The following is a 23,625-nucleotide window of genomic DNA, read 5'->3' as shown; positions in this document are numbered from 1 at the left end:
ATAGACTTTTCTTATGGCAGAACCCAGCTCGCACCACGCTGCGGAAGATGAGCGCCGGCTTGCGCAGATCCGCCGCCGCTGGGCGGTGCGCACCGCAAAATGGCGCACATTTATGGCACAGTATCCGTTGCTGTTCTGGGCGTGGCGGATTCTTGTGGTTATTGTCGGCGTAATCGTGATCATCGCCGGCATCCTGATGCTGGTGCTACCGGGGCCGGGATGGCTGACTATTTTCTTGGGGCTGGCGATTCTTGGTTCAGAGTTTGCTTGGGCGCGCAGACTACTAACATGGACGCGGATCCGGGTTTATGCCGCGGCGCATCGCCTCCAAGCATGGTGGAAACAGCGCCGCGACAGCTGAGATCGTTTTGTGCCTGCCCCTTGCAGTTTAGAGATCTGGGCTTGCGCCGGGAGCGGTGATAACGCGCACATCAGCGTGGCGGTCGAAGCGGTACCCGGTGCCGCGCACTGTGCGAATGATGTTACCGTACTGGCCGAGCTTGATGCGCAGGCGGCGAATATGCACATCGATGGTGCGCTCGTTTGGTTTTTCTTCAGCCGGTGCGTGACGCCAGAGTCGGTCAAGAATATCTTCACGGCAGATGGTCTGACCTTCGCGCAGCACGAAAAACTGCAGCAGCTGGAACTCACGATAGGTGAACGGTGTTTCAAGATTATCGAGGAGCACCCGCTGACGTTGAATATCTACAGTGACACCGCTGTGTGCCCGGTCTGCGCTGGTGTTGCGTGCTTTTTCTTGGCGCTTGCGCGCTCCCGGTTCACCGAGCGCGTAGCGCACAACGTCAACATCTCGGCCACCCAGGTTTTTCGGTGCGATAGCTAGCGTTGCGTAGCTTTCTACGCCGGGGGCTAGCTCTGCGAGACGAGCTTTCAGCTCAGTGACGATGGTTGCGAGGGTGGTGTCCTGCGCTGCGAGCTGCGCTTCAGTTGCACCGATGTAGAGTGCGAAGCCGCGCACTTCGGCGCCGTCAGGCGTGGTGTGAATTGCAGGTTTTACAGAGGCGGGTTTGGTTAGAGTTGCGAGGTTTGACATTTGAGCTTTTCTTTCGGCTGCGACCGCGGCTGAATCTATAAACGCCAGCGGTGCTGTTAAGTAGTGTGCTGCTGTGCAGCGGGAGAGACAGCTTTTGCTGTCTGTGGCTTTTAGTGCCGAGCTCGAATCATTTATTAGGCGCTAAATTCGAATGCGCACACACTACGGCGGCACATCATCTTGCCCATGTCTCCAGAAATCACCTCGCTGATGAACTGGAAGCCGTGTGTGTTAGTCATAAAAATAATAATTACACTATGTCACCGAAAAGCGCAACTTTAGTGTGGCGTGCCATAGAGGCGGTCACCCGCGTCGCCGAGCCCGGGCACAATAAACGCCTGCTCGTTTAGGCCCTCATCGAGCGCGCCGAGCACCAGTCGCACCCGCCGATCGCCGACAACCCGTTCAAGAGTTTCAACACCCTGCGGGGTGCCGAGCACACAGATTGCAGTAACATCGTCTGCACCGCGTTCAAAAAGGAATTCAACCGCTGCAGCGAGAGAGCCACCGGTTGCTAGCATCGGATCGAGCACAAAACACTGCCTGCCGCTTAAATCTTTCGGGAGACGCTCAGCGTAGGTTGTCGGTTCAAGAGTCTCTTCATCGCGCACCATGCCGAGGAAGCCAACTTCAGCGGTCGGCACCAAACGGATCATTCCCTCAAGCATTCCAAGCCCCGCTCGCAGGATCGGCACAACAAGCGGGGTCGGGCGGGTCAGCTCAACGCCCGTCGTTGTTGCCACCGGGGTTTCAATTGTGATTTCTGTCACGCGCACATCACGAGTTGCTTCATACGCCAAAAGCGTCATGATTTCTTCAATCAGTTGCTTAAAAGTTGGCTGCGGGGTGTGCTTATTGCGCAAGACGCTCAGTTTGTGGGTGATCAGGGGGTGATCGGCGACAAAAATCTGCATGCTTTAAGTCTATCTGCGCGATTATGGTAGAAGTATGAAAAATCAGCCCGGTATCCCCGTTGCAGCGCGCGAGTGTGCGCAAATGGGGGAGGCGCTGCAGGCTGCTGAGAGGGCGCTAGAGACGGGCGATGTGCCTGTTGGGGCAGCGCTTTATGATGCGGACGGATCGCTGCTAGCGCTCACCTGCAATAACCGTGAAGCAGCAAACAACATCACCGGGCACGCCGAAGTTTTAGCGATCAATGAGGCGGTGCGGCAGCGGGGTGATCGTGTGCTCACCGATTGCACCCTGGTTGTCACACTAGAACCGTGCGTTATGTGCGCCGGAGCGATTCTGGCCGCCAGAGTGGGTCGCGTTATTTTCGGCGCTTGGGATGACAAAGCCGGTGCCGCCGGCTCAGTTTACGACCTGCTGCGAGACGGACGCCTGCCGCACCCGGTGCCGGAGGTGATTGCGGGCGTGCGCGAAAGTGAGTGTGCCGCGCTGCTACAGAATTTCTTCAGCGCTCGCCGTGAGAATTCTGTGCCGCTAAACAAAAACTCTAATCGTAGCTGAGAGTCACGATGTTTGATGTGCTCGGCGCTGTGCCGGAGTCGTCAAAGTAAACATCCGGGGTCACAAAAATGTGTTTCGCAACCGGAATTAGACGCTCAATTTTGCGCTCTGAAAGAGCAACCGCAATAGACACCTGTCGCATAGTCGTGTCTGCCGGCAGTGAAATTTTTGCCCCGACAACCTGGGTTTCTTGATCAACATCGATAACCGTGACGCGAATCACACGGTCGACACCGTCGATCTCTAACAGTGCGGCTTCAATCTGATTTACTAACGGATTTTCTTCACTCATCGCCACGCCTTCCGATTTAGCTGATCTGTAACAACTCTGGCATATCCAACCTAGAATGAACTGTATGTCAATAACTGCATTTATAGGTGTCGGGTCAATGGGTGGCGCCATTCTTAAGGGGTATCTCGAAAAAAAATCCGCGCAGCCTGATGCTGCTGCAGATACTATCCGAGCCACAACCCGATCCGCAGAGAGCGCGCAGAAGTGGGCTAACACTCCGGGCCTCAGCGTGACCGCAACCGAAACCGACTCGGCAGCAAATCTGAAAGCAGTGCAAGATGCAACAACGGTTGTGCTTGGGGTTAAACCGTGGGCGATCACCGAGGCTATAACTGAAATCGCGCCCGCCCTGGCAGAGGACGCGACGGTAATCAGCGTTGCTGCCGGGATCACAATCGAGACTATGCAGGCCGCGCTCGCTGCTGCCGATGCTCCTGCGAGCGTTACTGTCATCCGTGCGATGCCGAATACGCCAGCGCACATCGGTAGGGGGGTGACCGGTCTCGCCGCTGCAACTGACGCACCGCAGGATGCAGTATCTAAAGCTGTTTCCTTGTTCCAGGCGGTTGGTGAGGTGCTGGTTGTAGATGAGGATCGGATCGACGCCTTGAGTGCGGTGTCGGGTTCTGGTCCGGCCTATCTTTTCTGGTTTACAGAGCAGTTCATCGCCGCAGCTGAAAGGCTCGGCTTCAGCCCGGAGGAAGCGAAACTGCTAGCTCAGAATACGGTCACAGGGGCTGCTGCTCTATTGTCTGGCAGCGATAAATCAGCTGCTGAATTGCGGGTTGCGGTAACCAGCCCAAATGGCACGACAGAGCAGGCGCTGAAACGTTTTAACCGCGGCTTTGCAGACGGTGGAATGCCGGAATTGATGGATGAAGCGCTCGCTGCCGCAGTAAAACGCGCAGCAGAGCTCGCCGCTGGCTAACTATTGTTATGTGAGAGCGGCAAAACGCTCAACATCGCTCGTAGTGCCAGAAACAATGATGAGATCATCGTTCAGCAGCACGGTCTGCGGGGTTGCGTAGGTGAACTTGCCACCCGGCGACTTAACCCCGACAACTGTCACCTTGTATCTGGTGCGCACGCCAGACGAGTCCAGCGTTTGATCCTGCACCACCAGGGGTGGATTCATTTTCGCCAGCACAAAATCGCCATCAAACTCAATGAAATCGAGCATGCGCCCACCCACCAAGTGCGCCACACGCTCACCGGCTTCACGCTCTGGGTAAATGACGTGGTGCACGCCGATCCGCTCCAAAATTTTGCCGTGTGAGGCCGAGATAGCCTTTGCCCAAATCTGTGGAATTCCGAGATCAACAAGATTCGCGGCGACCAGCACACTAGCCTCGACAGAGGAGCCAACCGCAACCACAGCAACCTGAAATTCTGCCGCCCCAACCTGCTGCAGTGCCTCAATGCTGCGCGCATCTGCCTGCACAACGTGCGTGATCCGATCCGCCCACTTTTGCACCAGCGTGGCATCTGTTTCGACCGCAAGAACCTCACGGTCTAAGCGGTCGAGTTGACCTGCGCAAGCGGCGCCGAAACGGCCGAGACCGACAATCAGCACCGGTGCGTCGTGGGGCACACTAGAAAAATTAACCAACGATCGGCCTTTCTTCAGCTAAGCGATAGAGACGGGAACGACTTGAAGCGGCCACCGCGCTTGCGAGAGTCACGGTGCCAACACGGCCAGCCCAGATTGTGGCGGCAAGAATTATTTTTGCACTTGTGGGAAGTTCAGCAGACAGTCCGGTTGTCAGCCCGCAGGTTGCGAAACCAGAAATAACCTCAAACAGCACACGGTCGAGATCTTCACCGCTGATTTGGGTGATCGCAATTGTTGCAGTGACAACTATGGTCGCACCCCAAATTACAACCGACACCGCTAGCCGCAAAACCTCGGTTGGAATGCGGCGGCCAAACGCTTGAATGTCTTGGTAACCGCGGGCTTCGCTCATGGCGGCCAAAAACAGCACCGCAACCGTGGTGACTTTAATGCCTCCCGCGGTTGAGGCTGAGCCGCCGCCAACGAACATCAGCATGTCCAGCACAATGTGCGTTGACCCGTTCATGAGAGAGGGATCGATCAGTGAAAAGCCACCTGAGCGGGTCATGACAGACGTATAGAAAGAGTGCATTAGTGCTTCACCGACCCCACCTGCGCCTAGAGTGCGGGGGTTCTGCCACTCAAGTGCGCCAATCACCAGCCAGCCAGCTAGGGTGAGGATGATTGTGGTTACAAGCGTTAGTTTCACATGCAGGTTGAAACGCTTGTGTGTGCTCCACCCGCGGTCGACAATATAGCGGTAGAGGGAGAAAATTACCGGGAAGCCTATCGCGCCAAGAAAAACTCCGAGCGACATAATTCCCAGAAAGCCGTAGTTTCCAGTGAAACGGTCGAGCCCGTCCGCCATTGGCACAAAACCGGTATTGGTGAACGTTGTGATTGCCATATAGCCCGAATACCAGAGTGACCGCAGGGGATCGTATCCGGCAAGCAGCATCTGGGGATACATCAGGAGCATCAGCGCACCCTCAATAATGAGCGTGCTTAAGGCGACGCTGGCGAGCAGGCCTCGCATATCACCAAGGCTGGAAGCGGCACTCTGCCCGCGGGCGCCGATCTGCCTGCTCGAGTTTGCTTCAGACTGGGCGAGCAGCCGCTGTTTCAGGCCGAGTCGGCGAGTGACTGTGAGGCCGAGAATGCTCGCGAGGGAAAGCACCCCAATGCCGCCTATCTGTGCGCCTAGGAGGATTACAGCATCGCCAAAAAGCGACCAGTGTGAGCTGTGTTCAACCACGGTGAGGCCTGTCACACAAATTGCGCTGACCGCTGTGAAGAGTGCGTCGGGGAGCGGGGTGATGGTGCCGGATTTAGAAGCGATGGGCAGAGTTAAAAGGAGTGTCCAGATCGCAATCAGGAGAGTAAAAACTCCGATTGCAAACCGGGCAGGGATCGAGGAAAACGCCTGCCGCAGTGTGCGCGCCTGGCTGCGCTCGCTAGTCGCGGGGGCGTCTAGGACCATTTTCTGCCTTCTACCTGCTGTGAAAGTTGTGTGCTTGGTTTTAACGTCGGTTCTATAGTTAGACGTCCTTAATCATACGCCTGAGTGCGCAGACCGGCCTAGGCAGGTACGCTAGTAGCATGGCTGACATTTTTTCTGTAATCGCAGATGCTACCCGTCGCGATATTTTGACGCTGCTGCTCGACCGCCCCGCGGGCGAGGAAGAGATGCGGGTCTCAGACATTGTCGACGAACTAGATATCAGTCAACCAACCGTTTCGAAGCACTTAAAGGTGCTGCGCGAAGCCGACATGGTCGAGGTTCGTGAAGAGGGGCAGAGTCGTTTTTACAAACTGCAGTCTGAGCCTTTGAACGAGGTTGAAGATTTTGTGCTGCGCTTTCTGACCGCCGGGGTGTCGTCAGAGATCTCGGTTGAGTATGTTTCAGAAACGGGTCAGGTGCTTTCAGCGGAAGAGCTGGGTCTCAAATCTCTGCCGGGATCAACCGCTGGTGGAGAAGAGCCAGTGCTGCCCTCTGGCGCAAAAAACGCCGCAGAGAGCATTGGTCGCGCGGCCGCGACGGCGACAAACCAGGTTAAGGAATTGGTTGCACGTTTCCGCTTCGGTCAGTAGTTGCGTGATATTTCGCAACTGAATTAGCTAGCACTCCCTTGGTGCTGGTCAGACTTTACTGTATTATTGGAGTGTTGTGGTCTCGCAAACAGGCGAGAGCCCTTAAGACATGAGGTGAATTATGGGTTCAGTAATTAAGAAGCGCCGCAAGCGTATGTCTAAGAAGAAGCACCGCAAGCTGCTTCGCAAGACTCGCCACCAGCGTCGCAACAAGAAGTAAGCTTCAGGCTTTAGCCTTGACGCCGGTTTCCTAATTTTTAGGGAACCGGCGTTTGCTTTGCGCTGAGGTGATTAAGCGTTCTCACATTTGAGGCGCGTAGGCTGTGCTTTGTAAGAAATAGATGCTTAGATGTTGACTTTGATTTTTGGGAGCCTGCGTGTCTGAAACTGCGGTACCACTGACCTTGGTGGGGCGAACTGACTGCCACCTGTGCACAGATGCCAAGGCGGTGATTGAGACAGTGATAGCCGCAGCAAAAGACAGTGACATCGCTATCGAATATAGAGAAGTTTCGATAGACGACGATCAAGATTTTGCCGAAAAATACGGGGAAGATATTCCGGTGGTGTTGGTCAACGGCAATGTCTATGCGTCACACATCGTCTACGAAGATAAGCTAGCGTACGCAGTGCTTTATGAACGTGACCGGATAACCCGCAGTAAACGCAGATGGTGGCGCTTCGGGTCTTAAACTCCCGAAACACCACCACTCTGTTAGAGCCTGGTTTAAGCCTTACCGTTTTGCAGGTTTGCCGCCATCACGCTGATGAACTCGTATGCCACGTGGGAAGCGGCCACCGCCGTCATCTGTGCATGATCGTAGGCTGGCGCCACCTCAACAACATCTGCGCCGACCACATTTAGATCAGCAAAAGAGCGGAGCATGCGCAGCAGCTCCCTGCTTGTTAAGCCCCCAGCCTCAGGGGTTCCTGTGCCCGGCGCGTGGGCGGGATCGAGCACATCGATATCAACCGAGAGGTAAATCGGGCGGTCGCCAAGGCGCTTGCGCATTCTTGCGATAGCCGCCTCAACGCCCTCTGTTTCAATCTCAACCGATGAGATAATTGCGAAACCCAGGCGCTCGTCATCGCGGAGATCCTCTTTGCCGTAGAGTGGCCCGCGGATCCCGACGTGCAGGCTCGCCTCCATATCGATGAGCCCCTCTTCAGAGGCGCGTCTGAAGGGGGTGCCGTGCGTGATGGGTGCGCCGTAGTAGGTATCCCAGGTGTCAAGGTGTGCGTCAAAATGCACTACGGCAACTGGGCCGTGCTGTTTTGCAACCGACCGCAGCATTGGGAGCGCCAGGGTGTGATCCCCACCGATTGTTACTAGGCGGGTGCCGCCGGCGCGCAGCTCATCAGCGGCAGCTTCGATCTGCGCCACAGCCTCAGAAATGTTGAAGGCGTTTGTTGGAATATCGCCCGCGTCAACAACTTGGCAGGTTGCAAATGGTGCGATATCGCCCGCCGGGTTGTAGGGCCTTAAAAGCCGGGAGATCTCACGCACTGATGACGGACCGAAGCGTGCGCCGGGGCGGAAACTTACGCCAGAGTCAAAGGGAACGCCAACTACCGCAATGTCAGCTGCGCCCACCTCCTCAATGCGTGGCAGCCGGGCAAATGTTGCAATTCCGGCGTAGCGTGGAGAGGTTGCCGCATCGGCGGGGCCGATTTTGCCGCTCTCAAATTCGACGTATGCGGGGTGAAAGCTTGGGTTGGTCATTAGTTCGTCTCTTTTAGTGAATCTATAAGGTGGCTAATATGCAACTATTGTTGCATATTTAATAAATTTTTTCTGAGGCGTCTGATTGTCGTGCGTCCCAAACGGCAGTGCCTAGTGGGTTATGCGCTGGGGTGGCCGGGGTTACTCGCCCAGGGTGCTGGGATTAAGCACCAAACTGCTGTTGCGCCTGCCGGGCTTTCCCAGGTGTGCGGCTCACTGCCAGCAAAGGTGAGTGTGTCTCCCTGTTTCAGGCTGGTTGTGTGGTCTGTAAAGCGCACCAGCACCTCGCCGCGAATAACGTGCAAAATCTCGGACTTGCAGTTGATGGTGTAGAGCTCATGTCCGCCGTGCGAGCCGGGTGCCATCTCTGAGTGAATAAGCTGTGCGCCGCTCAACCCGCGCGGTGTGATCATTTTTTCAACCGCTGCAGTGCCGCCCAAGTTGATGAGGGGAGCGCTGCTGAGGGGCACCAGATCAACCGCAGGGGCCTCGAACAGTGACCCTATGGGGATAGCAAGAGTCTGGCAGATGCTCATCAGGGTTGTGACGGAGGGGCTGGTCTGATCCCGCTCGAGGCGCGACAGATAGCCTTTGGTAACCTGCACTAAATCTGCGAGTTCGCCGATCGTTAACCCTTGTGCTTTGCGGATCGCGCGGATCTTGTCGCCGATTTTTAGTGGCGTGTTATTCGTGCTGGGATTTACCGGTCGCATGTCAGGCTCCTGGGCTTGCTGCTAAAATGAGTTAGTTGTATTATATGCAACATTTGTTTACTAATTATATATTAGGGGATCAGCGCGCCCATCTAGAGAAGCGCAATAGGGCGGACGAGAACAGAGCGGGGTTTACGAGTAATGAGTGATATGAATACCTCTGTGATTCCTATTAAGGGCAGCGTTTCCGGCGTCGGAATAGCCCTCATATGGCTGGCAGCCAACCTGGTTGTGACAACTTTGTTAACGGGCACGCTGTTTGTGCCGGGGGTTACCTACGGCACCGCCATTGCAGCGATTGTGGTTGGAACTCTGCTCGGCGCACTGATCCTCACCATGATTGCGGTGATGGGAACCCGCACAGGTCTCTCAACTATGGCGCTAGCCCGCGGCTCTTTTGGGATTCGCGGCGCCACACTGCCGACCACCGCGAACATCATCATCCTGATGGGGTGGTCATGGGTGCAGGCGATGCTTGCCGGCATCTCGATCAACTACATTATTGAGCAGCAAACCGGATACTCAAATCCGATCCTGTTTTCCGCGCTCTGCCAGGTGATCGTCGTCGTTCTGGCAATTTTCGGGCACGACGGCATAGCAAAAATTGAGCCCTATCTGGGGCTTGTGATCCTCGGAATTGTGATCTACATTTTTGCTGTTGCCTTCACAACCTACAGCCCGGCCGAGTACTTTGCGATTCCGGCAGATAAGTCGCTCGAATACACGGGCATGAGCGTCTTCGATATTGTGTTTGCAACCGCGATCTCCTGGACTGTCTTGAGCGCGGATCTGACACGCACCGCACGCACGCAGCGCGGTGGCGCTATCGGAACCGCGCTTGGCTACAGCACCTCCACCATCACAGCGATGACCCTTGGTGCGACCGCCATCTCTTTTGTGCTGCTGCGGGGAGGCGAGGTAGCGTCCTTTGATCCGACAGTGATCATTGAGAGCTTTGGGTGGCCGTTAGCGATTGCAATATTTTTATCTGTGACAGCAACCAACACTATGGTCGTCTACGGCATGGCAACCTCGGCGCAAACCATTGTGCCGCGCACAAATCCGCTGCCGTTTCTGCCAACCGCGCTTGTTCTGGGCGCTATTTCGGTTGCGGGAGCAACGTGGCTTGCGATGCTCGACCAGTTCACCAACTTCCTGGTGCTCATTGGTGCCTTTTTTATCCCGGTGTTCGCAATTATGATTATCGACTACTATGTTGCACGCCGACGCACATACGCACACGATATTTTGCGCACCCAGGGCGGTCGTTACTGGTTCACCGGCGGCGTCAACATCGGCGCGGTGGCCACCTGGATTATCGGGTGCGGCGTGTACCTGCTCTTCACATTTGTGTGGCCGCTCCCAATCGGTGCAAGCCTACCCACGATCGTGCTCTCCGCTGCGAGTTACCTGCTTTTCACCAAATTAATGCGGATCGAGGAGCCGGCAGATACTCGCTCGATCCATCTCACTGAATCGATCTCTGTTGTGAATGCCGAGCAGTAGCAGATTACGCTAAACGTAAAGGGGTCGGGCAGCTGACAAGCTGCCCGACCCCTTTATTTACCTAACAGCTAAGGCTGTAGACGAGTTGGACCGCGGAAGAGATATGTGGTTTCCCTAATCGAGCTCTGTTCCAGCATCAGCATGAGCACTCGTGCCAAGCCCATACCGAAGCCGCCGTGTGGCGGAACACCGTGCCGGAAGAAATCGAGATAGAAGCTCATCTCTTTCGGGTCGAGGCCCTTTTCTACGGTCTGCTGCTCGAGCACAGCAATGCGATGCTCACGCTGTGCGCCGGTTGAAATTTCGACGCCACGATAGATGAGGTCGTAACTGTTGGTGAGGGAGGCATTGTCGGCGTGCCGCATGTGGTAGAACGGGCGGATCGAAGTTGCGTAGTCGGTCAGGAACACAAAGTCGTGTCCGTATTTTTCTTTTACATAGGCGTGAATCTGACGCTCACCCTCTGGATCCATGTCAGCATCATTGCGCGGCACCTCGTAGCCGCGCTCCTTCACAATTTCTTTCGCCTCCGCTAGCGGAATTCGTGGGAAGGGCACCGTTGGAACTTCGAGTGTTTGACCAAAGAGCTTTTCTATTTCAGCGCCGTGTTTCTCCTTCACCGCGGTGAAACCGGCGACAATCAGCTCTTCATGAAGCTGCATGACGTCTTCGTGCGACTCAATCCAGCTGAACTCACAGTCAACAGAGGTGAACTCTGTTGCGTGGCGTGACGTAAAGGACGGATCGGCGCGGAATGCAGGGCCCACCTCAAAGATGCCGCCAAAGCCGGCCGCCTGCGCCATCTGCTTAAAGAACTGCGGGCTCTGCGCTAGATACGCTGTGGTGTCAAAGTACTCTAGCTGGAAAAGCTCAGCGCGTGACTCAGATGCGCTCGCCATAAGTTTTGGAGTCTGCACCTCGATAAAGCCCTTTTCAACCCACACGTTGCGCAGAGCCTGTAAGAAGGTGGTTTGAATCTTAAAGATCAGAGCCTGCTCTGGGCGGCGTAGATCGAGGAAGCGCCAGTCTAAGCGCACATCGATACCGGAGTCGGGGGCCACCGGAGTTTCAGGGTCGGCTGCGGTGACAACCTCAAATTTATCTATCTGCACCTCAATGCCGCCGAGCTTTACGCGTTCGTTTTTCTGCAGCTCACCGCTGACGATGACAAAGCTGCCGGTTGCGACCTCGCTAATGGCGGTTGTGCGCACGTGCCGATCGGCGTCTTTCGGATCCTCAGAATTCGGATCAAGCTCGCGCACAACACCGCCGTTTACCAGCTGCACAGCAGCGCCCGATTCGTCACGCAACACAACAAACTGGACATAGCGCTGGTCGCGCACTTTCTCAACCCAGCCTGCAACAGTGACCGGACCCTCTTCACGGTTTGCAAGTGACGCAATAAGCTCTCGTTTGATCATTGTTTCATTTTAGCGGGCTGGCCGCGGGCTCGGCGGCGCAGTGTAGTAATCTTTTTGCATGAACGCGATGTCGCAGCTCATTTTTCGTGAGGCTACTCCGGAAGATTATTCACGCGTAGATGAATTGGTTGAAAACGCCTACACGCAGGCCTACGGAGACCTCGATGTGTCTTGGGATAAAGAGCGCACCGCGGTGGCGCGTGCGGCATATCCGCAGCATATCTGGGTGGCACAACGGCCCACAGGAGAAATCATTGCAACACTGTCAGGCCGCATTTTCGGAGAGCGTTCTGTTGTTGATGAAGATGTGCAGACTCCCGACCACCTGATGGACTTACGGTTGCTTGCGGTTGACCCGAGCGCGCAGGGCGAGGGCGTGGCCGCTCGTATGATGGCGCACGCTGAAACTGTGGCGCGGCAAACCGGGTTTAAAGGCCTCCTGCTAGAAACACTCAAAGAGTGGCCCGGCCCGCAGGCGCTCTACCGCAAGCTCGGATGGCGGGAAATTGCCACAATCGAGCCGCCAGCCGACAACCCCGAGGTGCCAACTCTGCTCGTATTCACTAACGAGTGGGAGTAGCCGTTCGCATTTCTTACACACTCTCAGCTAGCCGCCGTAAACTCATAGAGTGAGTTCGCACAAAATTCATCTCATTCGGCACGGCGAGGTAGATAATCCAGAGGGCATTCTCTATGGTCGTCTGCCGGGTTATGCGCTCAGCGAGAACGGCCGCAAGATGGCAGAACTGGCGACGCAGGCACTGCTTGATTCAGGTGTTGCAGTCGGCCACCTTTATGCGTCGCCGCTGCTTCGGGCACAGCAGTCTGCAAGACCGATAGCCGAGGTGTTCGAGCGCGAAATTAAGACTGAGCAGCGCATTATTGAACCGACGAATAAATTTGAGGGTCTGAAGAATCACGGCCCGGACTCTGCGTTCAAGCAGTTGCGGCACCTTCCGAAGCTGTGGAATCCGGTGCTGCCGAGCTGGGGCGAGCCTTACGCCCGAATTGCGCGCCGCGTGCTCGCCGCAATGGATGATGCCTGGACGCTGGCGCAGGCTTCTGACGTCGCAGGCGATATTGTGATGGTCAGTCACCAGGCGGTAATTTGGGCTGCGCACAGGCGTATCAATGGCAAACCTTTAATGCACAACCCGGCAAGCAGACGGTGCGATCTTTCGAGCATCACAACCTTCGAAAAGATTGATGATGTGTGGCGTGAAATTGCTTATGTGAGCCCGGCTGCGGAACTGATCAATCAAGCTAACGATGTGGGGGCGGTATAAATGAGCAAAGGGCGTGCGGTCGCTAAAAAGTGGCCCTTACAGCAGCTTGTCGGTATCGGGGCGGTGTTGGCTCTTCCTCTCGGTCTTGCTGCTTGTTCCAGCTCGAACGAAGCGTTGGTTGCTGCCGCCGACACAGGTTTTGTGGCCGGTGACGGCTCGAGTATTTCGATCCCTGCAAGCGAGCGCAGCGCGCCGGTTGAATTCTTCGGCACCGACGAAAATGGCAACACGATAACAAATGCTGAGTTTCTCGGAAACATTACCGTCGTAAATTTTTGGTATGCAGGCTGTGCTCCGTGTCGCGCTGAAGCGGCTGACCTGAATGAGGCCTATGCGCAGTGGCAGGGCGAGGGAGTGCGATTCCTGGGTGTGAACACACGTGATCAGGCCGCACAAGCAAAACAGTTTGCCGCCGAGTTTGATGTGCCTTATGCCTCCATTATGGATGTTGCAGATGGCCGTGCTGTGCAGAGCGCATTTGCGGGTGCCATTCCCTTGAACGCTGTTCCCACAACGCTCGTGCTTGATCGGGAGGGGCGCGTTGCCCACCGTATTTTAGGGCAGATCGCGGGAGCATCACAGCTGTCTACAATGATCAAAGAAACAGCAGCTGAGACTGCCGGCAGTTAGTGAGTGCCTGTGGAATCGCTCATTTATGAAGGTTCGGTGCTCGCTGCTGCACTGGTTGCGGTGCTCGCTGGCGCACTATCGTTCTTTTCTCCGTGCGTGCTGCCTCTCGTGCCGGGGTATCTTGCTTATGTTGGCGGATCTGCCGAGCTGGCAGCAGCAGCAACGACCGGTGCCGGCCGTAAACGCCTGCGCGCCCTTGGGGGGCAGCGGCGAATGTTAGCTGGTGCTGCACTGTTTGTGCTCGGATTCTCAGCCGTATTTATTGCGCTGATAACACTCTCGGGTGTTATCGGAGCCTGGTTATTGCGGTGGGAGATGCTGATCACACAGATTTTCGGTGCGCTTGTGATTGTGCTCGGTTTGGCGTTCATCGGTGTTTTTAAACCACTGCAGCGCACACACAAAACCAACTCTAAACCTGCTGTTGGGCTTGCCGGTGCGCCGCTATTGGGGGCCGTGTTTGCGATTGGTTGGACACCGTGCATGGGGCCAACTCTCGGAGTTATCATGTCGCTCAGCCTGACGCAGGGCACCGCCGGCCGCGGCGCAATTCTCGGCATCGCTTACTGCCTTGGGCTCGGCATTCCGTTCCTCCTGGTTGCCGCAGGCTTTGGTTGGATGGCCCGCGCAATCGGCTGGATCCGCAAGAATATGCGGGCTGTGAATATTGCCGGCGGCGTGATTTTGATTTTGATTGGAATTCTGATGTTGACCGGTCTGTGGACCCGCATGATGTATGTTTTGCAGGCCTGGATCGGCGGGTTTGTGCTGCCGCTGTAGGTGCGCGAAGGGTGACAGATGCTGCGACCAGATGACTACGATGATGGCTCCGGCCGCGTTAGGCCTGAGATCGAAAAACAGGGGCAGGGAATTCTGTCTTGGGTGCGTTGGTTCTGGCGTCAACTGAGCTCAATGCGTGTTGCGCTGCTGCTGCTTTTGATGCTTGCTGTTGCGGCGGTGCCGGGCTCTTTAGTGCCGCAGCGCGGCGCCGACCCAAACGGTGTCGAGCAGTTCAAAGTTGACAACCCTGAACTGTTTAAAGTGCTTGATGCGTTTCCGATCCAGGCATTTGATGTTTACTCTTCGGTGTGGTTCACCGCCATCTATCTGCTGCTGTTTATCTCACTCATCGGTTGCATTATTCCGCGCATCACACACCACATCAAAGCGCTGCGGGCCGATCCCGCAAAGACCCCTGCGCAGCTGCGCCGCATGGTCGGATACACAGAATTTCAGGTGCAAAACCCCGAAGCCAGCGTGACCGAGCGCGAGGAGACCGCGCAGCGTGTTATCGCAAAGGCGGCAGAGCTGCTGTCTGGTATGCGGTATCGCACGAGTGTGCAGGAGACTGTGTCGCGTGCGGGAGCGAAAGAGTTCAGCGTGTCAGCTGAGCGTGGTTATCTGCGTGAAACCGGTAACCTGGTGTTTCACGTGGGGCTGGTGGGAGTTTTGGTTTCCGTTGCAATTGGTGCGGGTTTTAGCTTCAATGCGCAAAAAGCCGTTGTTGAGGGTGAGTCGCTGGTGAACTCACTAATCGACTATGACTCTTTTACAGCAGGGCGCTTTTTTGATCCGGCACACTTAGAGCCGTTTCGTGTGAAACTTGATGATCTGTCGGTTGATTATGTGGAGCCGGAAGACGGCTTTGCATCGGGTGTGGGGATCGCGAAAGATTTTCGTGCGACCGTCAGTGTGACGCGCGCCGATGGCACCGAGTATGCAGACAGTATTCGTGTCAACCATCCGATGCGGTCAACCGGTGCCCCTATTTTTCTTGTGCAAAATGGGTATGCCCCAAAGTTGACCGTGCGCAACAGCACGGGCGAAGTGGTGTTCAGTGAAAGCACGCTGTTTATTCCGCAGGATCTCAACCTGACCTCTGTCGGCGTGATCAAAATCCCATACGGACTGCAACACAACGGCGAGGCAACGCAGGTCGGGCTGCGCGGTTTCTTTTATCCAACCGTGGCTGAGCTTGAGTCTGGGGCGTTTGCATCTTCCTATCCAGACTTGAATAAGCCGCTTTTAACGCTTGATGTTTTTGTTGGTGATTTGGGCATCAACAGCGGTATTCCGCAATCGGTATATAGCTTGAACACAGATAAACTGCAGCAGCTAACCGGGCGTCAGGTTGAGAAACAGTCGCTCGCGCTGGCGGTGGGAGAAACTGTCGATCTGCCAGAGGGGATGGGCACAATCACGCTTGAGGCAGTGCCGCGTTATGCGGCTGTGGAGCTAAAGCAGGATCCCTCAGCGCGTGGTGTGCTGGTTTCTGCCCTAGCTTCAATTGTCGGCCTGTTGGCGTCACTGTTTGTGCCGCGTCGTCGAATGTGGGTAAAAGCGCAGCTCACCGATAATGGTTTTACTCTGCAGTATGCGGGATTAGCGCGCGGTGATGATCCGAGCCTCGAAGCCGCTGTGGCCCACATTCGCAGCCAGCATCTTGCGAAACTCTAGCGCTGAAAATTTAGTAAGCTTTTTCGGCGCCCGGTGCGTGATTTTCGCAGGTGCAGTCACGGTTGTGAGCGGAAAACACAGACTCGCCAGTCTGTTCAACCGGCCCCTCGGCGCTGGCGCCAGCCTCAAAGTTTAGAGCAACTGAGTTCATGCAGTAGCGATCGCCGGTTGGGGTGCCAAATCCGTCAGGGAAAACGTGGCCGAGGTGTGAGTCGCAGTTCGCGCAACGCACCTCAACCCGAGTGCGTGCCAGGCTGTTGTCTTCGAGGAGTTTTACGGCATCTGGGCGCACAACCTCATAGAAACTCGGCCACCCGCAGCCGGAATCAAATTTGGTGCCTGCAAGAAACAGCTCTGCTTTACAGGCGGCGCAGCGGTAGAGGCCGTCGCGGTTTTCGTGCAGGAGCTCGCCGGTGCCCGGTCTCTCAGTGCCGGCCTGTCGCAGAACGCGATACTCTTCCGGGCTGAGAATCTCACGCCATTCAGCGTCGGTACGGTTTGCGGCGTTCGGATCGATGCTCACGAGACTCCTCAGGTTGTTGTTAATACTGTGCTAACAAGCATAAAGGGAACTGGCTGGACGTAAAAATTATCTGTAATAAATTTTCTAAATCCCTGATCAAAACTATAAAAATAAGTTCAACAGATGAACTTTTGAATTTTAGGTGACTTATTCCTCTGCGGGTGGTAAGTTTAACCTAAGTAGATCTGATGGAAGGCGCTATGACTGCTTCGTACTCTTTGCGACGCGCACTCGCGGCACTTGTTGCTTTAGTGATTGCGCTAGGTTTTGTGTTTACCTCTTCGAGCCTGCTGGCAACTGCTGCGCACGCAGCAGAAGCTGAAGCCGCTGGCGAAGTGCTGAATGCGAGCGAAGAAGGCTTGCAGATTAAGGCTGTTCTGCAAGGGCTGGCGCCTGAGGTTGCCAGCGCTGCTGTGGCGCTGGTGCCGGCAGAAGATTACGCAGCGCTCGACAGTGAAGATGGCATAAGCACGCTGCCCTATACTGCGGAGCTGAGCGCCGAAGATGGTGCGCTAACGGCGACCGGTTTAGCGGTTGCAGAAAAGCTTGATCGCACCAAACAGTACGAGCTTGTGTTTTGGCAGTCGGGCACTAAATACAACGCTGACACCAAATATGCGACCGTGCCACTCACTGTAACCCCAGAACATTGGAATGCTGTCTTCCCGCCTGCAGAGCCTGACGAGACTAGCGAGACTGGTGAGGCTGAACAGCCTGCCACCCCAGCAGCCCCGGCTGATCCGGCCGCACCGAGCGAGACTACCCGGGCTGAGGGGAAGCTCGTGTGGGGTCTGCTCGAATCGTTCCGCAAATACGTGGTTGGCCCAATTGCGCACGGTACGATCACCCCAACCGAACCAGCGGTGGTTAATAAAGACGGCCTTTTTGAATACCCGCAGCTGAGTGATGCAGCATGGGACGCTGAGAAACAGACCGGGTCTGTGCGCTACAGCGGCGTGATCGTTTTTTACGGACACAATGGTGCTTTGCAGCGTGTGCTCGCAAACCCTGAGATCGAAGTGATCGACGCCAATAAGGGTCGGCTTTACGTGCAGCACAACGGCGAGCGTTTTGCGCTAACCGAAATTGATCTCTCCAAGGCTAAGAAGTCCGTTGCAGATGACGGCGCTATTACCTGGGAGGGTGCCAAGACCTACATTGCGAAGGGCGCAAACCTCGCATATTTTGAAGAGTTTTATGAAGACGGCAAGCAGCTGGAAGACATCACCTTCACTGTTGGTGCCAATCTAAAAACTGAGGACTCTAGTGAGGCCGAGGCCCCGAATCCGCCGGTGCTAGCTCCGGCTCCCGCCCCGCAACCGGCACCGCAGCCTGCGCCACAGCCGGCTGTGAAAAATGACGCACCAGCTGTGCTCGGGGCGGAAGTTGGATGCTTCACCTGGGGAGTTTCAACCTCCTTCGGCCGCTACGTTGGCGAGGGCTATGTGGCAGGGCGTGCAACGCTTGTGAAGACCAACGGCACCGTTACCGCTAACGGAGTTGGTGGCGGCCCGGGCGGGTTTGTGTTCCCGCAGGTCGGCAGTGAATGGAATGCGAAAAACGGGACTGGCACTATCTACTACTCCGGCAGCATCAACTACTACGCCCACCACGGGTTGCTGAACCAGACCTTCGCCAACCCTTATGTGCGTGTTGTGAGCGCGAACCGTGCCGAACTGTATGCAAACGGAGTGCACTGGGGCTCTCTGGCACTCAAGGGTCGCACAGTCACAGAGCGTGGCGCATCAGTCTTTAACGGCGCAAGCTTTATCCCCGGTGCCGGTGCTAACGCATTCTTAGGCAGCGGCTTTAACCGCGGTCAGATTGGTTGGGATCCGGCTGTTTCGTTCATCGCGGGCAGCTCAGGCAGCGTCTGCGGTTCTGGCGCTAGCGCTGGTGCCGCCGCAGCATCAGGCGCTGTGGTTGTTGCCGCAGGTAACCAGCAGGCAAACAATTCCGGCACCGAACTTGCGGCGAAGCAGGCAGCGGCGAAAGCAAAAGATAAGCAAAAGCTTAAAGTTGCAAAAACTGAGAAGCTATCCGCTGCGTCTGAGTCAGCTACAGAAGATAAACCGCAGGCTGTGCAGGCGGGAGTTATTGCAAACGCCGGCGCTGATATCTGGTGGTGGGTTGCTGCTGCGCTCACAGTTCTTGCAGCCATCATGCTCTTACTCCTAGTTCGTGCTCGCAATCAACAGGTTTAGGAAACTTTAAATAATGCAGAAAACATCAATTAAACGTACGTTCGCAACCGTAGTTGCCGCAGGAGCTGTTGCATCATCGCTGGTGCTGGTTCCGGCAACCATCGCTGCGGCTCATGACGAGGCGGAGCACTGCCAGGTGACCGATGGCACGCTGACCTGGGGTGTAAAGACGAGCTTCCGCTCGTATATCTCAGGCTCAATCGCTAACGGCGCTTGGGAGGTTTCTGAAGGTGCAGCGTATGAAACCCCAGATTTTATTTTCGGGGGCGGATCAGGTGAGGGTAACCCCAGCGATCTGACTGTGGGCGTCTCAATGCCCGGTAAAGTGCAGTTTACTGGTCACAACGGTGTGCTCAATCTCATCATCTCAAACCCGACTGTGCGCCTTGATGGCGCCGAGAGCGCAACTCTGCTGCTTGACGTTTACTCAAACGACACCTCCGGCAAAGAGAAGGTGAACGCAAAACAGGTTGAGATGGCGCACATCGATACCAGCAAAGCGCTCGAACTGAACAGCGAAACCTGGTCGATTAATGGCGCGCCGGCAACCCTAACTGAGGCGGGCGCAGAAGCATTCGGCGGATACTATGTCGCGGGTGAAGAACTCGATCCGATAACGCTGACAGCGGGTAACTCAGCCTGTGTGAAAAACGCTTTGAGCGGTGGTGAAGCCGCTGAAGAAAGTGACAGCGCTGACAGCAAGACTGCAATGGAAGAGTCGCAGGCTGCTCCGGTGGTTGAGGAACAGAAGCCGGCAAACAGCGGAACCAACTGGGTGCCAATCGCAATTAGTGCGGTCGCTGGCGTGGCTGTGGTCGGCGCCGGTATTGCCCTCCTGCGCAGCGGTAAGAAACGCACTGAGCAGTAGCTACAAGCTACACTACTTCGTGAAACTCACACACGGGCGCGAGCGACCGCAGTGGCAGCACTAGCGGCTCGCCCGTGCGTGGGTGCGCGATAACCTCAACCGGGGTGTCATAAACCTCTGAGACCGTCTGTGAGGTTAGCACTGTGCGCGGGGTGCCGATAGCTTGTAGCCGCCCCTTCTTTAAGAGCGCAATCCGGTCTGAATAGGCAGCCGCCAAATTCAGATCGTGCAACACCGTAATCACGGCGCTACCCTGTGCTGCTAAAGCGCGGGCGGTTTGCAGCACAGCTTCCTGATGCTTCAGATCGAGCGCCGCCGTGGGCTCATCGAGCATAACCACCTGCGCACGGGTGGCAAGCACACGCGCGAAACTAACGCGGGCACGCTCACCGCCAGACAGGCTTGGAACGCGACGATCCGCAAGATGCGTGACCTCTGCGACCTCCATCGCCTCCGCGATTGCTTCTTCATCATCGTGGTCGAGCGGTGTGCGCTGCCAGGGTGCACGCCCCATTTCTACGACCTCACCCGCGCTGAACGGGAACATCAGCTTGTGCTCCTGCAGCAGCACAGAGCGCCGCCTGGCGAGATCCTTCAAAGACCAATCAGCTATCGGGTAGCCGCAGAAGTCAACCTCACCGGCTGAGGGTGTCAGCTCCCCAGATAGCGCGGCGAGCAGGGTTGACTTTCCCGCGCCGTTGGGGCCGAGCAGTGTTAGCACCTCGCCGGCGTGCGCCTCGAGATTTATGTCTTCGAGAAGGTTGCAGTCGCTTCGTGTCACGCGCAGATTGCGTGCTGCGCAGATTGCGGTGCCGCCCGGTAATGGAATTGGAATGGTTGCAGCCATATTTAACCCCACCCTCCTGCAGATTGACGTGTGCGACGCAGCAGCCAGAAGAAGAACGGGCCGCCGATAAGAGAGGTGATCATGCCAATTGGGAGATCCGCCATTGGAACCAGGGTGCGCGCAGCAACATCAGCAAGCGTTAAAAGCAGTGCGCCGCCGAGCATGCTGGAGAGCAGCAGCGGGCCGTGCGCAGGACCCAAAATGCCGCGCATAATGTGGGGGATCACAAGACCGACGAACGCGATAATCCCTGTGAAGGCGACCGACACGCCAACAACTAGCGCGACCACAATGATGACACTCAGACGCAGCAGCTCGACGTTCACACCGAGGTGTCTGGCGTTTCGCTCACCGAGCGATAGCAGGTCGAGTTTGCGCGCAACTAGCAGGCTGCAAAGAGCGCCAACCACAAGAACTGGAAGGATCACCCAAACCTCAGCCCAGCCGCTGCCGGCCATTGAGCCCAGCTGCCAAAAGACTATTTGTTCGCGGCTGCTTGTGTCTCCAATAAACATCATGAGGGCGATACCTGCGCCGCAGATAGCGTTCACTGCGATACCGGTGAGCACGAGCGTGACAACCTCAGTTTTACCGCCGCCGCGGCTGAGGAAATAGACGGTTAGTGTCGCTATTAGGCCGCCGGCGAAAGCCATTAAAGCGGTTGTCCAGCCGCCCCAAAAGGTGATGCCAAAAACAATGGCAATGCCGGCGCCGAGTGCGGCTCCGGAGCTCACCCCAACAACGCCCGGCTCTGCCAGTGGGTTGCCAAAAATTGCCTGCATTAGGAGACCTGCAAGCGCGAGTGCTGCGCCGACGAGCGCGGCAACCGCAATGCGCGGGAAGCGGATCGACCAGAGAGTGTCTAATGCTTTTGGATGCTCGGGAAGTGGCAGCCAGTCGATGCCAACTTTATTAAGAATTGCTCCCATGACCTCAGCGGGTGAGGCGCTCACTTGACCGAGCATCATCGAGACAACAACGGTTGCAAGCAATAAAATGAGGAGCCCAAAATTGAGCACTGCGGCGCGCGCAGATCGGGCTGCTGGGTTTGGTGCGATTGATGGTTTTGGCATAAAAATTTACTCTGTTATTCAGTTCAATCTTAGGGTAGTCTTACTAACCGCAGATAATAATTTTCTGGAACCTGTGAAGGGGTCGCCAAAATGGGGCGTAAAAAAGTGTCTTTGGCAGCGAAAATAACGGCGTTAATGGCTGCCGTAACTCTTGGTTTATCCGGATGCGCTAGCGGATCCGCATCTGATACGGCTGACGCAAACTCAGCGCCAAAATTAGCGCCTTTGAGTGAGCTGACACCGGTAGATAATCCTGCAACATACGAAGGCCCGTCTACCGTTTTGCTGCCAGAGAATGATCTGCAGCCGCTCGACAGCAAAGTTGAGCAAAAGCTCCCCGTGACGGTGACCTCACGACCTCCGTCGGGTGAGAGCGAAGTGACTGTGAAATCCACTGAGCGGATAGTTTCGCTGTCACTAACCGGAGCGCTGTCAGACTTTATCTATGCCTACGGCTTTGGCGACAAAATCGTTGGAGCCGATATTTCAACGGATCTGCCCGGCTTGGATATTCCCGTTGTGACACAGGGCGGGCACAACGTGGACGCTGAATCTATTCTTGAGCTGAACCCTGACCTGGTGATTTCTGACGGCACAGTCGGCCCTATTGACGTCATCGAACAGCTTCGTGATGCGGGGGTTGCAGTCGCTTTTGTGCGCTCTGCGAGCACTTATGAAGAATCGTTTGAGCAGGGGCAGCAGGTTGCAGATGTGCTCGGTGTGAGCGCGATGGGTGCTGAGTTGCGAGAGTTCTATGAGGCAAAAATCGAGGCAAAAATTGCTGAGATAAAGGCGCTTGTGCCCGCAGACCCTGAGAAACTGCCGCGGGTAGCGTTCCTTTACATGCGCGGGCCTGGCGTTTTCTTCCTGTTTGGGAAGGGCACCGGCATTGATACCATCCTGGATGCGCTTGGAGCGGTTGATGTTGCTGAGGAAATTGGCTGGGAGGGCCATAAGCCAATGAACGACGAGGCGCTCGTTGCGGCAGACCCAAATCTAATTCTTGTGATGACTAAGGGGCTTGAAAGCGTTGGGGGAGTTGACGGTATGCTCGAGACGCATCAGGCGGTTGCTCTAACCGATGCGGGTGAGCGGCGTCGCATTGTAGATGCGCCTGACACCAGAATTTTCTCAGGTGTGACCCGGGCCGCTGATACGCTCGATGGTTTGGCGCGAGCATTCTACGCACCCGACAGCCTGAAGGGATAGAATTGCAGCGTGACAGAGCAAAAGAGTGAGACCCGTGGAGCGCAGAAACTGAAGTTTCCACAGGATCGCTTTGATGATATTCCGATCGGCGGCGGTCGTGACGCCAAGATCGGTGCGCATCGCGCTGTGCCACGCCCCGCATTCTTTGGAAAATGGGTGCTCACGGTTTTAGTGCTCACCATAATTGTTTCTGCTTTAGGCATCTTATGGATCACGCAGTGGAGCGGGGGCGCTGCTGTTGCTGACCGCGTTACAGCAGCTACTAAAAGCGAAAAAGTTGTGGCTGAGCTCGACCCGGAAGCTCGTGTCATTGTTGTGAACGGAACTACGGTCTCTGAGCTCGCTGACAGTGTGGCGGGTGAGATTTCTAACCGTGATTTAGGGCAGGTTCAGTTCACAGATATTGCTGCCGACAGTGATGTCAAGATCTCCGCTGTGTTCTATGCCGATGACGCCTATGAGGGTGCCGCTATCGCGCTGGCGCGTGAGCTTGGCGGAGTTAGCCACTATAAGAGCGAGACCTATGCGGAGCAGCCAGCTGACCTGGTTGTGCTCTTAGGGAGTGATTATCAGGGCCCCGGTCGCTAACTTGCTGACTTTTCAGTGTTGAGACTCTGTGAGCTAGACAGGCTTGTCTGCCGACAGCGTGTAACTATAGGAATTCGCTGAGAAACCGAGAATGCCGTTTGCACTCTCAGGGTGCGAG

26 protein-coding genes and 1 pseudogene are annotated in these 23,625 nt (G+C 55.9%); 16 read left to right on the top strand and 11 right to left on the bottom strand.

The genetic code is table 11. The features are described from left to right. Positions 1-13 precede the first annotated feature (13 nt). Complete coding sequence (locus tag HCQ99_RS04155; RefSeq protein WP_166986078.1) at positions 14-361, top strand: PGPGW domain-containing protein; 348 nt, start codon at positions 14-16, stop codon at positions 359-361. A gap of 27 nt (positions 362-388) precedes the next feature. Here HCQ99_RS04155 and HCQ99_RS04150 read toward each other — a convergent pair whose 3' ends face one another. Together HCQ99_RS04150 and upp are read right to left on the bottom strand one after the other, a co-directional pair. After that, entirely contained in the window at positions 389-1,054 is a 666-nt protein-coding gene (locus HCQ99_RS04150; RefSeq protein WP_166986075.1) for a winged helix-turn-helix domain-containing protein, read from the bottom strand. A gap of 278 nt (positions 1,055-1,332) precedes the next feature. Next, on the bottom strand, positions 1,333-1,968 hold the full coding sequence (gene upp / locus HCQ99_RS04145; protein ID WP_166986074.1) for a uracil phosphoribosyltransferase: 636 nt from the start codon (positions 1,966-1,968) through the stop codon (positions 1,333-1,335). A gap of 82 nt (positions 1,969-2,050) precedes the next feature. On the opposite strand from upp, the gene HCQ99_RS04140 reads away from it, so the two are divergent. Continuing rightward, complete coding sequence (locus tag HCQ99_RS04140; protein WP_166986602.1) at positions 2,051-2,524, top strand: nucleoside deaminase; 474 nt, start codon at positions 2,051-2,053, stop codon at positions 2,522-2,524. On the opposite strand, the gene HCQ99_RS04135 is transcribed toward HCQ99_RS04140, so the two are convergent. Continuing rightward, entirely contained in the window at positions 2,511-2,816 is a 306-nt protein-coding gene (locus HCQ99_RS04135) for a hypothetical protein (RefSeq protein ID WP_166986071.1), read from the bottom strand. The two genes, HCQ99_RS04140 and HCQ99_RS04135, sit on opposite strands and share 14 nt — an antisense overlap. A 64-nt stretch (positions 2,817-2,880) precedes the next feature. Between HCQ99_RS04135 and proC the strand changes: the two genes are divergently transcribed. After that, positions 2,881-3,744 carry a pyrroline-5-carboxylate reductase gene (gene proC, locus HCQ99_RS04130; RefSeq protein ID WP_166986068.1) on the top strand — a complete coding sequence of 288 codons (864 nt, stop codon included), beginning with the start codon at positions 2,881-2,883 and terminating at the stop codon, positions 3,742-3,744. A 6-nt stretch (positions 3,745-3,750) separates the two neighbouring features. On the opposite strand, the gene HCQ99_RS04125 is transcribed toward proC, so the two are convergent. Together HCQ99_RS04125 and HCQ99_RS04120 are read right to left on the bottom strand one after the other, a co-directional pair. Further along, on the bottom strand, positions 3,751-4,407 hold the full coding sequence (locus HCQ99_RS04125; RefSeq protein WP_243854794.1) for a potassium channel family protein: 657 nt from the start codon (positions 4,405-4,407) through the stop codon (positions 3,751-3,753). A gap of 10 nt (positions 4,408-4,417) precedes the next feature. After that, a complete protein-coding gene (locus HCQ99_RS04120) occupies positions 4,418-5,848 on the bottom strand; it encodes a TrkH family potassium uptake protein (RefSeq protein WP_166986065.1) in 1,431 nt (476 codons plus the stop codon). A 119-nt stretch (positions 5,849-5,967) separates the two neighbouring features. Between HCQ99_RS04120 and HCQ99_RS04115 the strand changes: the two genes are divergently transcribed. From HCQ99_RS04115 to HCQ99_RS04105, 3 genes are all read left to right on the top strand, one after another. Beyond that, a complete protein-coding gene (locus HCQ99_RS04115) occupies positions 5,968-6,459 on the top strand; it encodes an ArsR/SmtB family transcription factor (RefSeq protein WP_166986063.1) in 492 nt (163 codons plus the stop codon). A 121-nt stretch (positions 6,460-6,580) separates the two neighbouring features. Further along, the gene (locus HCQ99_RS04110; RefSeq protein ID WP_005504750.1) at positions 6,581-6,679 is read left to right on the top strand and encodes a 30S ribosomal protein bS22; all 99 of its coding nucleotides are present in this window, start codon (positions 6,581-6,583) and stop codon (positions 6,677-6,679) included. Positions 6,680-6,836: 157 nt separating this feature from the next. Beyond that, positions 6,837-7,151 carry a glutaredoxin family protein gene (locus HCQ99_RS04105; RefSeq protein ID WP_166986060.1) on the top strand — a complete coding sequence of 105 codons (315 nt, stop codon included), beginning with the start codon at positions 6,837-6,839 and terminating at the stop codon, positions 7,149-7,151. Positions 7,152-7,186: 35 nt separating this feature from the next. Here the strand turns inward: HCQ99_RS04105 and speB are convergent, their stop codons facing one another. Continuing rightward, a complete protein-coding gene (gene speB, locus HCQ99_RS04100; RefSeq protein ID WP_166986057.1) occupies positions 7,187-8,182 on the bottom strand; it encodes an agmatinase in 996 nt (331 codons plus the stop codon). Positions 8,183-8,301: 119 nt separating this feature from the next. Beyond that, a complete protein-coding gene (locus HCQ99_RS04095; RefSeq protein WP_166986054.1) occupies positions 8,302-8,895 on the bottom strand; it encodes a helix-turn-helix domain-containing protein in 594 nt (197 codons plus the stop codon). 141 nt (positions 8,896-9,036) lie between these two features. Here HCQ99_RS04095 and HCQ99_RS04090 point away from each other — a divergent pair, with 141 nt between their 5' ends. Continuing rightward, entirely contained in the window at positions 9,037-10,401 is a 1,365-nt protein-coding gene (locus HCQ99_RS04090; protein WP_166986051.1) for a purine-cytosine permease family protein, read from the top strand. 68 nt (positions 10,402-10,469) lie between these two features. Here the strand turns inward: HCQ99_RS04090 and aspS are convergent, their stop codons facing one another. Next, positions 10,470-11,822 carry an aspartate--tRNA(Asn) ligase gene (gene aspS / locus HCQ99_RS04085; protein ID WP_166986048.1) on the bottom strand — a complete coding sequence of 451 codons (1,353 nt, stop codon included), beginning with the start codon at positions 11,820-11,822 and terminating at the stop codon, positions 10,470-10,472. Positions 11,823-11,880: 58 nt separating this feature from the next. On the opposite strand from aspS, the gene HCQ99_RS04080 reads away from it, so the two are divergent. Genes HCQ99_RS04080 through resB form a run of 5 tightly spaced genes read left to right on the top strand, consistent with a single transcriptional unit; the run spans position 11,881 to position 16,195 of the window. Beyond that, positions 11,881-12,402 (top strand): GNAT family N-acetyltransferase, encoded by a 522-nt coding sequence (locus tag HCQ99_RS04080; RefSeq protein WP_166986045.1) that lies wholly within the window; start codon positions 11,881-11,883, stop codon positions 12,400-12,402. 49 nt (positions 12,403-12,451) lie between these two features. Further along, positions 12,452-13,108 carry a histidine phosphatase family protein gene (locus tag HCQ99_RS04075; protein WP_166986042.1) on the top strand — a complete coding sequence of 219 codons (657 nt, stop codon included), beginning with the start codon at positions 12,452-12,454 and terminating at the stop codon, positions 13,106-13,108. Next, a complete protein-coding gene (locus HCQ99_RS04070; RefSeq protein ID WP_166986039.1) occupies positions 13,109-13,738 on the top strand; it encodes a TlpA family protein disulfide reductase in 630 nt (209 codons plus the stop codon). Between the two features lie 3 nt (positions 13,739-13,741). Continuing rightward, positions 13,742-14,518 carry a cytochrome c biogenesis CcdA family protein gene (locus HCQ99_RS04065; protein WP_166986036.1) on the top strand — a complete coding sequence of 259 codons (777 nt, stop codon included), beginning with the start codon at positions 13,742-13,744 and terminating at the stop codon, positions 14,516-14,518. Between the two features lie 18 nt (positions 14,519-14,536). Further along, a complete protein-coding gene (gene resB, locus HCQ99_RS04060) occupies positions 14,537-16,195 on the top strand; it encodes a cytochrome c biogenesis protein ResB (RefSeq protein ID WP_166986033.1) in 1,659 nt (552 codons plus the stop codon). A gap of 124 nt (positions 16,196-16,319) precedes the next feature. On the opposite strand, the pseudogene msrB reads toward resB, so the two are convergent. Continuing rightward, a pseudogene (gene msrB, locus HCQ99_RS04055) lies at positions 16,320-16,718 on the bottom strand (peptide-methionine (R)-S-oxide reductase MsrB); the annotation flags it as partial. A gap of 200 nt (positions 16,719-16,918) precedes the next feature. Between msrB and HCQ99_RS04050 the strand changes: the two are divergent. Next, complete coding sequence (locus tag HCQ99_RS04050; protein ID WP_166986030.1) at positions 16,919-18,922, top strand: HtaA domain-containing protein; 2,004 nt, start codon at positions 16,919-16,921, stop codon at positions 18,920-18,922. A gap of 13 nt (positions 18,923-18,935) precedes the next feature. Then, entirely contained in the window at positions 18,936-19,790 is an 855-nt protein-coding gene (locus HCQ99_RS04045) for an HtaA domain-containing protein (protein WP_166986027.1), read from the top strand. A gap of 7 nt (positions 19,791-19,797) precedes the next feature. Here HCQ99_RS04045 and HCQ99_RS04040 read toward each other — a convergent pair whose 3' ends face one another. Together HCQ99_RS04040 and HCQ99_RS04035 are read right to left on the bottom strand one after the other, a co-directional pair. Next, positions 19,798-20,637, bottom strand: a complete 840-nt coding sequence (locus tag HCQ99_RS04040; protein ID WP_166986023.1) for a heme ABC transporter ATP-binding protein — start codon at positions 20,635-20,637, stop codon at positions 19,798-19,800. Between the two features lie 2 nt (positions 20,638-20,639). Further along, positions 20,640-21,710, bottom strand: coding sequence for a FecCD family ABC transporter permease (locus HCQ99_RS04035; RefSeq protein WP_166986020.1), 1,071 nt, complete (start codon positions 21,708-21,710; stop codon positions 20,640-20,642). Between the two features lie 90 nt (positions 21,711-21,800). On the opposite strand from HCQ99_RS04035, the gene HCQ99_RS04030 reads away from it, so the two are divergent. Then, entirely contained in the window at positions 21,801-22,919 is a 1,119-nt protein-coding gene (locus HCQ99_RS04030) for a heme/hemin ABC transporter substrate-binding protein (RefSeq protein WP_166986017.1), read from the top strand. Positions 22,920-22,928: 9 nt separating this feature from the next. After that, positions 22,929-23,507, top strand: coding sequence for a LytR C-terminal domain-containing protein (locus HCQ99_RS04025; RefSeq protein WP_166986014.1), 579 nt, complete (start codon positions 22,929-22,931; stop codon positions 23,505-23,507). The last annotated feature ends 118 nt before the right edge of the window (positions 23,508-23,625 follow it).

Origin of the sequence: Canibacter zhoujuaniae, from assembly GCF_011752015.1 — a bacterium.
In the GTDB taxonomy this organism is placed as follows: domain Bacteria; phylum Actinomycetota; class Actinomycetes; order Actinomycetales; family Microbacteriaceae; genus Canibacter; species Canibacter zhoujuaniae.
The sequence above is the reverse complement of the archived record's forward strand: the minus strand, read 5'-3'. Positions and strand labels throughout refer to the sequence as shown.

Bases quoted from the DNA above. Each gene is read 5' to 3' on its own strand.
- HCQ99_RS04155 (WP_166986078.1), top strand. From the start codon at position 14: ATGGCAGAACCCAGCTCGCACCACGCTGCGGAAGATGAGCGCCGGCTT.
- HCQ99_RS04150 (WP_166986075.1), bottom strand. From the start codon at position 1,054: ATGTCAAACCTCGCAACTCTAACCAAACCCGCCTCTGTAAAACCTGCA.
- upp (WP_166986074.1), bottom strand. From the start codon at position 1,968: ATGCAGATTTTTGTCGCCGATCACCCCCTGATCACCCACAAACTGAGC.
- HCQ99_RS04140 (WP_166986602.1), top strand. From the start codon at position 2,051: ATGGGGGAGGCGCTGCAGGCTGCTGAGAGGGCGCTAGAGACGGGCGAT.
- HCQ99_RS04135 (WP_166986071.1), bottom strand. From the start codon at position 2,816: ATGAGTGAAGAAAATCCGTTAGTAAATCAGATTGAAGCCGCACTGTTA.
- proC (WP_166986068.1), top strand. From the start codon at position 2,881: ATGTCAATAACTGCATTTATAGGTGTCGGGTCAATGGGTGGCGCCATT.
- HCQ99_RS04120 (WP_166986065.1), bottom strand. From the start codon at position 5,848: ATGGTCCTAGACGCCCCCGCGACTAGCGAGCGCAGCCAGGCGCGCACA.
- HCQ99_RS04115 (WP_166986063.1), top strand. From the start codon at position 5,968: ATGGCTGACATTTTTTCTGTAATCGCAGATGCTACCCGTCGCGATATT.
- HCQ99_RS04110 (WP_005504750.1), top strand. From the start codon at position 6,581: ATGGGTTCAGTAATTAAGAAGCGCCGCAAGCGTATGTCTAAGAAGAAG.
- speB (WP_166986057.1), bottom strand. From the start codon at position 8,182: ATGACCAACCCAAGCTTTCACCCCGCATACGTCGAATTTGAGAGCGGC.
- HCQ99_RS04095 (WP_166986054.1), bottom strand. From the start codon at position 8,895: ATGCGACCGGTAAATCCCAGCACGAATAACACGCCACTAAAAATCGGC.
- HCQ99_RS04090 (WP_166986051.1), top strand. From the start codon at position 9,037: ATGAGTGATATGAATACCTCTGTGATTCCTATTAAGGGCAGCGTTTCC.
- aspS (WP_166986048.1), bottom strand. From the start codon at position 11,822: ATGATCAAACGAGAGCTTATTGCGTCACTTGCAAACCGTGAAGAGGGT.
- HCQ99_RS04080 (WP_166986045.1), top strand. From the start codon at position 11,881: ATGAACGCGATGTCGCAGCTCATTTTTCGTGAGGCTACTCCGGAAGAT.
- HCQ99_RS04070 (WP_166986039.1), top strand. From the start codon at position 13,109: ATGAGCAAAGGGCGTGCGGTCGCTAAAAAGTGGCCCTTACAGCAGCTT.
- resB (WP_166986033.1), top strand. From the start codon at position 14,537: ATGCTGCGACCAGATGACTACGATGATGGCTCCGGCCGCGTTAGGCCT.
- HCQ99_RS04050 (WP_166986030.1), top strand. From the start codon at position 16,919: ATGACTGCTTCGTACTCTTTGCGACGCGCACTCGCGGCACTTGTTGCT.
- HCQ99_RS04045 (WP_166986027.1), top strand. From the start codon at position 18,936: ATGCAGAAAACATCAATTAAACGTACGTTCGCAACCGTAGTTGCCGCA.
- HCQ99_RS04040 (WP_166986023.1), bottom strand. From the start codon at position 20,637: ATGGCTGCAACCATTCCAATTCCATTACCGGGCGGCACCGCAATCTGC.
- HCQ99_RS04035 (WP_166986020.1), bottom strand. From the start codon at position 21,710: ATGCCAAAACCATCAATCGCACCAAACCCAGCAGCCCGATCTGCGCGC.
- HCQ99_RS04030 (WP_166986017.1), top strand. From the start codon at position 21,801: ATGGGGCGTAAAAAAGTGTCTTTGGCAGCGAAAATAACGGCGTTAATG.